8 protein-coding genes are annotated in these 7,362 nt (G+C 55.9%); 4 read left to right on the top strand and 4 right to left on the bottom strand.

Features of this window, described 5'->3' with window-relative positions; translation table 11 throughout:
• Positions 1-27: 27 nt before the first annotated feature.
• Positions 28-1,167, bottom strand: a complete 1,140-nt coding sequence (locus M0H32_RS03060) for a DEAD/DEAH box helicase family protein (protein WP_248150509.1) — start codon at positions 1,165-1,167, stop codon at positions 28-30.
• Positions 1,168-1,348: 181 nt separating this feature from the next.
• Between M0H32_RS03060 and M0H32_RS03055 the strand changes: the two genes are divergently transcribed.
• The 4 genes from M0H32_RS03055 to M0H32_RS03040 all read left to right on the top strand — a co-directional run bounded on the left by M0H32_RS03055 (position 1,349) and on the right by M0H32_RS03040 (position 3,652).
• Complete coding sequence (locus M0H32_RS03055; protein WP_248150508.1) at positions 1,349-2,020, top strand: recombinase family protein; 672 nt, start codon at positions 1,349-1,351, stop codon at positions 2,018-2,020.
• Positions 2,021-2,315: 295 nt separating this feature from the next.
• Complete coding sequence (locus M0H32_RS03050) at positions 2,316-2,462, top strand: hypothetical protein (RefSeq protein ID WP_248150507.1); 147 nt, start codon at positions 2,316-2,318, stop codon at positions 2,460-2,462.
• Position 2,463: 1 nt separating this feature from the next.
• Complete coding sequence (locus tag M0H32_RS03045; RefSeq protein ID WP_248150506.1) at positions 2,464-2,706, top strand: hypothetical protein; 243 nt, start codon at positions 2,464-2,466, stop codon at positions 2,704-2,706.
• Between the two features lie 202 nt (positions 2,707-2,908).
• Positions 2,909-3,652: a recombinase family protein gene (locus M0H32_RS03040; RefSeq protein WP_248150505.1), complete on the top strand. Its 744-nt coding sequence runs from the start codon at positions 2,909-2,911 to the stop codon at positions 3,650-3,652.
• A 70-nt stretch (positions 3,653-3,722) separates the two neighbouring features.
• Here M0H32_RS03040 and M0H32_RS03035 read toward each other — a convergent pair whose 3' ends face one another.
• The 3 genes from M0H32_RS03035 to M0H32_RS03025 form a co-directional block, all read right to left on the bottom strand.
• Positions 3,723-4,115, bottom strand: a complete 393-nt coding sequence (locus tag M0H32_RS03035; protein ID WP_248150504.1) for a hypothetical protein — start codon at positions 4,113-4,115, stop codon at positions 3,723-3,725.
• A 538-nt stretch (positions 4,116-4,653) separates the two neighbouring features.
• Positions 4,654-7,032 carry a ferrous iron transport protein B gene (gene feoB, locus M0H32_RS03030; protein WP_248150503.1) on the bottom strand — a complete coding sequence of 793 codons (2,379 nt, stop codon included), beginning with the start codon at positions 7,030-7,032 and terminating at the stop codon, positions 4,654-4,656.
• Complete coding sequence (locus tag M0H32_RS03025) at positions 7,032-7,361, bottom strand: FeoA domain-containing protein (protein WP_248150502.1); 330 nt, start codon at positions 7,359-7,361, stop codon at positions 7,032-7,034. The genes feoB and M0H32_RS03025 overlap by 1 nt, the downstream gene beginning before the upstream one ends.
• Between the last annotated feature and the right edge of the window lies 1 nt (position 7,362).

The following is a 7,362-nucleotide window of genomic DNA, read 5'->3' as shown; positions in this document are numbered from 1 at the left end:
ACCGGCAGACGCCGGATCAGGCCTACTTCAACGCGCTGACGCCGATGATGGCGGCGGCATAATCCAGGCGGAAATCCACTTAGCAAACGCCCTGAACTGTTCAGACAAACCGAGCCACCTCTCTTTGTTTTCCTTACTTACGCCCTTAATTCCAGAAACGTCCTCGCAGAATTCATTCAAATCAGACCCAAAGAGCATAAGCCGCTCACCCAATCCTGCGTCTACATCAGGCTCAATCACACGCGGAGACCTGCCAAAACCCCGAACAATGTCACCTTTTGACTGCACAGTCGCAGAAAGAAAAACCTTAGGAACGCCCCGGTCTTCGAGCGCACCAATTTGCAACGAAGGAAGGAACGCAGGGGTAATTTCGATCGAGTATCGGCTAATAGTGACGCAGCAGCATTGCAAGTGACCACGTAAATAGTCATAAGGAAGCGCTAAAGAGAATTCTCGCTCCGCAAATGCAGAAAGTATCTGCTCAAACTCTGCGGCATGACTATAGACGCCTGTAGGAGGACATAGCGCGGTAGATCCAGCGGAATACTCAGCAATTACCTGGTCAAAGTTGTGAAGCTGATTAATTTCCTGAAAACACTTCCTAATCACTAACGCCAGCTGCTTATAGAGCTCGGTATTCTGCGCCTTCTTTACAGAAATTGTAAAAGAGTCTCGCACAAGCCTTTCACCGACATGTGCGTCATCAAAAATAATTGCTCCAGGCGTCTTTTCTCCTCTAAATTTATTTCTCGTATTAAAGAGAGCCTGATAAGTAGTTACGCAAAATGATTTGGATCTTGCAAAATTCTCATCAGAAAAGTTTTGCTGATGGTAGGTAGTTGGACTTAGGCCAATTCCCTTCGCTTCTTTTACCGTCTGATGAATCAAGTCGATTGTTGGGCAAGCATAAACAACATTGCGAAAGCCCTGGTTCAAAAAGCTTTGCGCAATCAAAACGCCGACAAGTGTTTTTCCAGCGCCGGTGTACATAGATATGAGCGCGTCTTTCTGAGGCTCTCTGAACCATTCGTCAAGCGCCTGCGCCTGCCCTTGCCAGAGCTCTTTGATTTTCGCTTTTCCGGAAGGCCTATTCCTAAAAATTTCTCTTGGGTTTGTTGCCTTCGCGCTCGCCTTCGGCTTGTCCAGTTTACCGAAATCAAAGCTCATAACGCACTCCTATAAGTTGGCGATTCTCGCCGCCTGAGCGCCTAAGTTACAATCCGACTTTGCTAATTACCAGTTGCCTAAAAAGAAACTTAAAACCACTTGGGCTCTGTAGCGCGACAGAATCTTATGTGTTACATATCTAGCAACGAACATTGCTTGATATGTAACGGATCGCTACTCAATGAAATATGTCTCTTACCTCCGCGTTTCGACAAAGAAGCAAGGCCAGTCCGGCCTGGGTGAAGAAGCGCAACGGGCCGCCGTAGAAGCCTTCCTGAATGGCAACGGCGCGAAGGTGGTTGAAGAGTTTACTGAGGTGGAAAGCGGCTCGAATGATCAGCGGCCAGAGCTGGAGAAGGCCTTAAAGACCTGCCGCGCACACAAAGCCACCCTGGTTATCGCCAAGCTTGACCGCCTGTCCAGAGACGCGGCGTTTCTTCTAAATCTCCAGAAGGCTGGTGTACGCTTTGTCGCCGCAGACATGCCGGAAGCGAACGAAATGATCGTAGGTATCATGGCCGTTGTCGCCCAGGCCGAGCGGAAGATGATCTCAGATCGCACACGAGCCGCTTTGACAGCTGCGAAGGCTCGCGGCGTGCGCCTTGGTGGCTTCCGGGGACATAAGGCTGACGACAACGCCAGGCGCAAGGCTGCAGACGTAAAGAGCCAACGAGCCAACGGATTTGCGAGTGACGTCTTCCCGGCAATCGCAGCGGCACAGAAAGCCGGGGCAACCTCACTTCGTCAGATTGCCGCCGAACTGAACCGCCAGGAAATCACAACCGCGCGGGGAGGCAAATGGAGTGCGACCCAGGTCCAACGCGTAATGGACCGTTTGCAACACAATACATAGGGAGCCGTTCAATACGTACTGCATCGGCCTGTTCACTGTGTTTTCAACAGCTCCAGATTTCTGAAACCCAACAATATTTTCAGTCCATTTGACAAAATACGGCCAAAAATCTCACTTTCCAAAAGTTTAAAAAAGTATCACCTATGTTAACGAGAAACTCAAAAAAGTCGAAGTCTTAGAAATCCACACATAAGCGGAACCCTATGCAGTCATTGTCGGCCAAATATTTCAATTTATGCTTCAATTATACTTCAAATAATTGTAGAATAGAGCAAATTAACCAATTGGAGTTCCCATGAATAAATTCACTAGCATTTCGATCCGCAAGGATACGCGTGATCTCCTTCGCTCAATCGCTCAGGCAGAACGCCGGTCGATTGCTGAGACCGTAACCATCCTGGTTGAGCAGAAGGCCAAGGCCGCCTCCGTGGGAGGCAAGTAACATGAGCGAGATGAACTTCTACGCCCTCACCTCAAGTGACTTGACTGAGTTTCAGACACGGTTCCAGGGCGAAGGCCCGTTCGCTGTCGGCAATGCGGAATTCAATTTTGGATCGGTGGACGGTGTGCCGACCGTCATCATCAAGTCTGCGGGTGAAGCTGTTGCGGTAGCCCTGGCTGATGATTGGTCGACTTTCCAGGCAACACGCAGCGACGGACAGCCGCTCGAGTTGACGGACATGTAGTCAAAACCCGTGCGCATGCAGCTCCAGGAGCGTACTGCGCACGGGATCTATTTGAGCATTTCAACCAGTTTTCCATCCCTACCAGGCCACGCACGCACATCTCTAAAAGATCACCGAGAACTCGCAGAATTTCGCCATAAAAGAATTGTACATCACTATAAGGTATCGTATAGTATTGCTCACTCATATGAACGGAGGAACGATGCCAAAGAAAACCCCTGCAATCGCCTACACCAGAGTGTCAACGAAGAGACAGAAGGATCAAGGAGCCGGCCTGGATCTCCAGATGACAAGCATTGAAGCCTTCGCAGATCGGGCTGGATTTGAGATTGTCGATAGGTTTAGTGATGCACATACCGGTGTGGGTGAAGACAGCATTAAAAATCGCCCTGGCATCATTGCTGCCCTGAACCGTCAACGAGAAACTCGCTACCCAATCCTTGTAGACAATTTTGACCGCATCAGCAGGAATACAAATTCCATACAGCGACTGGCAAGCGAAGGCAGGCTCCACGTCATCGCCTGTCGGAATGATCACAGCGATAAGGCGGCTGTGATGATTGCAGAAACTAGCTATGCGCAAGCAAGGGCGGAACGTATCAGCAAATCGACTAAGCGCGGCCTTCAGATGGCCAGGGAACGCGGTGTAACCCTTGGCAATACGAAGAACCTGAAGGAAGCGCAGAAGAAAGGTGCTGAAGCGAACCGGGCCAAAGCTGAGGCCTTCGACAAGGAACTTGCGCCGATTGTCAGCGAGATAACCGCGGACAGAAAGCTCTCCCGGGCCGAGGTTGCCGCCGAACTTAATAAGCGCGGCCTTACAACCTCACGCGGCAAACCTTGGTCAGCGAACAACATTCGCCGCCTCCTGGATCGCATTCAATCAACTGAAGAAACAAAAGCCCGCGAGGCGTATGAGAGCGACCCTAATTGGGGTGCGTTTTGATCACGCACCCCAAATTGCGCCATGCGAACCCCAAAGCGTTTGCAGCTTCTGCTCGCAACACATGAGGACGTTAAATGCTTCTCAGTGCCTCTAGTTTTGGAAATGGCTGCCATCTCAGCGCTGAATTGTTACATGCTGCGCTATTCACCAGGTATCCATATAGCTTTCCATCACGGACGGTAATCTCTACTGCTTGCCGCCCAGCGTAGCCGCCCAATCTATTTTTTGAGTTTGCTTTAACACATAGCCAGTGCAACCCGCTGTGCTTGTTTAATTGCATGTATGATATTTCTGCATCTCGAACTGAATAGGGATCGACAAGGTAATCGCGCGCCGCGTCAACAATTTGTGTTTTAGTCGAAGCTGGAACCGGCTTGGCCTGGTCAATAGCTGCCTGAAGTTCGGCTGAGGTTTGGCATCCGGCAAGGATGAAGGCAATTGCTACAATAAAAAGCGATCTCAATTTAGCTCCCCGGTTAGATCATTCCTCTTCCGGTTGTTGAACATGAGCACTAAACCTGTCAAGCCTCGCGTAGCATATTTCTGTTTAATTGCAGTCTCTTGGCACATGATGAAGAATTCAATGAACCGCTGAGATACTCAACGGAGCATAACCTATGAACGGCATTCGTCGGATTTCGAGCAGCTCAACGAAAGCCGAACGTCGGCAGACCAGGCGAGGCTGGAATCCACAACACATTTACCGACACAATCAACCGACACACTGCGAGAGAAAGAGACTTTAAAAGATCAGAAACCTGCCATTTCAAAGCCGAGTCACCAGTTTTCAAATCTCTCCGGCAGCACCAATCACATTTGACAAGATTCGACGAAACTTCGCTTCGATAACGCGCAACTCTGTGCCTTCTGTCGCCGCCGGGGCATCGCGAGCCGTCCTGGGAGATGGCAGAGCGCAAACACATTGCCGCTGAAACAGTCTTTCCAGTGCCGGCTCGACCAGGGCTTCGCCGCTGCGAACGCTTTGATCTGTGGTTTGTCTTTCAGGTCCGGAACAATACTGTTGTCCAATGCGGCCCTGCTCTGCCGGCGCATCTTGCGACGGCGAAGATCAGCAATATCAATAAACCCATTCCCGCTAACCAGCCGATGGACGCTTCGGGATGCTGTGCGAATGTGCCCGCCTGGTAGGCGATGGTGGCCCCAGCATAGGCAACGATCGTGGTCCAGCCGGCCGCAAAGGCAGCCCACCAGGCGCCGATTTCCCGGGCGATGGCCGAGAGTGTCGCGACGCAGGGGATATAGAGCAGCACCGCCAGCAAATAGGCGAAGGCGGCGGCCTTGCTGCCGAAGTTGCGGTTCATTTCCGCAAAGACGGTGGCGGGAACGTCCTGTTCGGAGGCGGCGATTTCGAAGCTGGAAATATCGCCGACATCAAGACCAAGCGGGTCCAGCAGGGCACTTGCGAGGCCCGCTGCCGACGCACCGAGTGTCCGCAAGGCGGTTTCCGCGGTTTCAAGCGGACGCGGTGCTGCGTCGTCGGCAGGCTCCGCGGCGGCATAGAGCGCCTGCAGCGTGCCAACCACGGTTTCCTTCGCGAACATGCCGGTAAAGAGGCCCACCGCCGCCGGCCAGTTGTCGGCGCGGACACCCATCGGTTCCAGCACCGGCGTCACCTGGCGCGCGGTCAGCGCCAGGATCGACGTGCCATTGTCCTCGTTGCCGAAGCTGCCGTCCGGCCCGACCGAATTCAGGAAGGACAGCAGCGCCACGACGATGACGATGGTCTTGCCGGCCTCGGCAACGAACTGACGGATGCGGGCCCAGCAAAGGCGTAAAACGCGCGACAGCGGCGGCATCTGATAGATCGGCAGTTCGATCGCCAGCGGACGTGGCCGTTGCAGCGTCAGTCTCGGCGCCAGCATCCAGCCGGTGAAGAGAGCCGCGGCAATGCCGATGAGATAAAGCGCGAACACCACATTCTGACCGCCCACCGGGAAAAAGGCGGCCGCAAAAAGCGCATAGACCGGCAGGCGCGCGCCGCAGGACATGAACGGCGCCATCATGGAGGTGAGGATCCGTTCCGCGCGTGTGTCGAGCGTGCGGGTTGCCAGAACCGCCGGGATGGTGCAGCCGAAACCGAGCACCAGCGGCAGGAAGGCCCGGCCGGAAAGACCGAGGCGGCGCATCAGCCTGTCGGCGACGACCGCGGCGCGGGTCATGTAGCCGCTCTCCTCCAGGAAAATCTGGCACAGGAACAGGAAACCGACCACGGGCACAAACGTCCCGACCGTTTGAATGCCGGTGCCGACCGCCCCGACCGCAACATCCGCGGCACTTCCGGATAAACCCAGCCAATGGAACAGCAATGCCGGGGTCTCGACGAAGGCGGCCTGGCCGAGACCGTCGAACAGATCGATGAAAACACCGGAGACGTTGATGGTCAGGAAAAACAGGACATACATCACGCCGAGAAAGAGCGCCGGGCCGAACAAGGGCGACAGGGCAATCCGGTCGATCCGGTCGGACAGGAACCTGCGCCCGACAGGCGCCGGCATGTCGATGCGCCGGACCAGGGCAGACGCTTCCGCCAGCGGTGCGTCCGTCAGGTATTGATCGGCAGGAACGCCATCCACTGGCCCTGCCTCATCCAGAAGCCCGTCACGGATCTTGAGCAAATCCGCGTTGGCGCGCCGTTCGGTCAGCCAGTCCCGCTCCATCAGGCGGCGGGCGACGGCGAGGGTGTTGGCGTTCTCGTATTCCGGGCCTCCCTCCAGCGCCTGCCGCATCTTTTCCAGCGCGCTTGCGACCCTGGCGGGCAAAGCCGTCGAGGCCGGAATCACAGAAAGGCCTTCCCGCGCCTGCAGGCAGGCCACGAGCGCTGCATGTAGTTGGTCGAGACCGGCCAGAGTGCGGCCGGAGACGGGTACCGCGGGAACGCCGAGCTCTTGCGTGAGGATCGCAGCCGCATTGTCCACGGCGGCGGCGGTCCAGCAGTCGGCCTTGGTCAGGACCGCGATCACCGGAACGCCGTTGCCGCGCGCCTGCAACAGCATGGAAAGCCCCCGGTGCGGCGCGGAGAGATCGACGGCAATGAGCAGCGCATCGTGCGGCACGTTGGTCAGGGCGTCGCGGGCAACCCGTTCGTCGATGCGTTCGGCCTGCGGCGCCGACAGGCTGGAAATGCCGGGAAGGTCGACAAACTCGACAGCCAGCCCCTGTATCTCCGCCGTACCGCTCTTGCGGTCGACGGTCACGCCGGGCCAGTTGCCGATCGTTTGCCGCGAACCGGTCAGCATGTTGAAGAGCGTCGACTTGCCTGAATTGGCCGGCCCGAGCAGGAACACCCGGTATTGCGCCGGCGCGCAGGGCAGGATCTCCCGCTTAATACAGCCGGACGCGGCGCAGCTGGAGCATCCCATCAGTTTGTCTCCCCGGCATCCGCGCCACCGGCGTCTGTTTCCTTTACCACGGTGCACCGGAGTTCATGGGCGCAACCACAATCGCTGCCGCAAGGCGCCAGCCTTATGCTCGTGGCAAGATCCGCATCGATGGCGGCGCGGATACCGCCGCAGGCGACGATACGTGGCCGCCCCCCCTCCCCTCGGAGCAGATTGACCACAGCACCCGGTGCCAGTCCCGCCGACAGAAGTTCCAATTGGGCCATGCGTGTCTCGCCGAGAGACATGACGTGATAGGTCCTTGCAGGCACCGCCGATGCCAGGGTCAGCGCCGCGTTACCGTCAGGCACC

Origin of the sequence: Roseibium sediminicola, assembly GCF_023156505.1 — a bacterium.
Taxonomy (GTDB): Bacteria; Pseudomonadota; Alphaproteobacteria; order Rhizobiales; family Stappiaceae; genus Roseibium; species Roseibium sediminicola.
Note: the sequence above shows the minus strand (reverse complement) of the source record. Positions and strands in the feature narration are given on the sequence as shown.